The sequence below is a fragment of the Pseudomonas sp. P5_B2 genome (genome assembly GCF_056400445.1).
In genome coordinates this window covers 1-1,853 of record NZ_JBFULH010000733.1, presented here as the reverse complement: position 1 = coordinate 1,853, position 1,853 = coordinate 1, and the positions used below count along the sequence as shown (strand labels likewise).

1 protein-coding gene and 1 tRNA gene are annotated in these 1,853 nt (G+C 56.2%); one reads left to right on the top strand and one right to left on the bottom strand.

Going from position 1 to position 1,853, the window contains the following annotated elements:
* Positions 1-313: 313 nt before the first annotated feature.
* Positions 314-390: transfer RNA gene (locus tag AC1DRJ_RS26125), tRNA-Arg, on the bottom strand.
* A 348-nt stretch (positions 391-738) separates the two neighbouring features.
* On the opposite strand from AC1DRJ_RS26125, the gene AC1DRJ_RS26120 reads away from it, so the two are divergent.
* A partial coding sequence (locus AC1DRJ_RS26120; protein ID WP_477804696.1) for an aldehyde dehydrogenase family protein occupies positions 739-1,853 on the top strand: 1,115 nt, incomplete at its 3' end.

Below are 1,853 nucleotides of genomic sequence, written 5' to 3'. Positions count from 1 at the left end.
CTGTAGTGGTCTGGCTCAGGTGGGCGGGTGAACGGGCTGACAATGGGTCGAAAAACTATCAGACTCAGACGAACTCTTGATCATCAAGGTCTTGGCTATGGCTTACAAGCCGCGTGGCAGGCTCTAGGGGCACGAGTCATGACTCGCAATACGAGAGCGGCGTCGGCTTTCGTCAACGCCCCTGGCGTTGTGTTGTATGCCTTAGAGCATGGACAGCACTTGAGCGATGCCTAGTCCCGCCGCGGAATTGGTTAACCGTTACCCACAAAAAAGCCCCAGACCCTAAGATCTGAGGCTTTCTCGCTACTTCGTATGGTGCACCAGGCGGGATTCGAACCCACGACCCCTGCCTTCGGAGGGCAGTACTCTATCCAGCTGAGCTACTGGTGCAAGCGGGCGCCATGATACTCATATGTGCARCGGTCGTCCATGCTGCTGAATCGACTGACTTTTTTGAAAGCGTAACCTGCGTTTGCTACGTTGATCAGAAAAACTATGCAAATGCGGCGTTTTCGTTCTTTTTTTCGAACAGGCTATTGTCCTTTACCCCCTTTGATCCTAGGATTCGTTTGAGATTTCAAACGCTCTTGTCTGGGTGCTGAACCGCACGATATCAATCAGTGCGCTATTTATGTGCTTCAGCCCAGTGAATGATTTCCCTGACGGCAGCCTATAGGGCGCCTTTCTACAATCATAATTTGCTCCGCGCCTGTCGCGGTGCTGTTAAGGAAAGCCGACATGCAGCTTAAAGACACCCAGTTGTTCCGCCAGCAAGCCTTCATCGATGGCGCKTGGGTCGACGCAGACAATGGTCAGACGATCAAAGTGAACAACCCGGCAACGGGCGAAAYTCTGGGCACTGTGCCGAAAATGGGCGCTGCCGAAACCCGYCGTGCGATCGAAGCCGCTGACAAAGCGCTGCCGGCCTGGCGTGCACTGACYGCCAARGAMCGCGCGAACAAGCTGCGTCKTTGGTWCGAGCTGATKATCGARMACCAGGATGACCTGGCTCGCCTGATGACCCTCGAGCAGGGCAAGCCATTGGCTGAAGCCAAGGGCGAAATCGTTTACGCTGCATCTTTCATCGAATGGTTCGCCGAAGAAGCCAAGCGCATCTACGGTGACGTGATTCCAGGCCATCAGCCAGACAAGCGCCTGATCGTGATCAAGCAGCCAATCGGCGTAACCGCTGCCATTACCCCATGGAACTTCCCTGCGGCGATGATCACCCGTAAAGCCGGCCCTGCGTTGGCTGCCGGTTGCACCATGGTGCTCAAGCCTGCTTCGCAAACGCCATTCTCCGCGTTCGCCCTGGCTGAACTCGCCCAACGTGCTGGAATCCCGAAAGGCGTGTTCAGCGTTGTTTCCGGCAGCGCCGGCGACATCGGCAGCGAACTGACCAGCAACCCGATCGTACGCAAACTGTCCTTCACTGGCTCGACCGAAATTGGTCGCCAGCTGATGGCTGAGTGCGCCAAGGACATCAAGAAGGTGTCCCTGGAACTGGGCGGCAACGCGCCGTTCATCGTGTTCGACGACGCAGACTTGGATAAGGCAGTCGAAGGCGCGATCATTTCCAAGTACCGCAACAACGGCCAGACCTGCGTCTGCGCCAACCGTCTGTACATTCAGGATTCGGTCTACGACGCGTTTGCCGAGAAGCTGAAAGTGGCCGTGGCCAAACTCAAGATCGGCAACGGTCTGGAAGAAGGCACCACCACTGGCCCGCTGATCGATGAAAAAGCCGTGGCCAAGGTTCAAGAGCACATTGCTGACGCGATCAGCAAAGGCGCAACCGTTCTCGCAGGTGGCAAGGTCATGGAAGGCAACTTCTTCGAGCCGACCATTCTGAC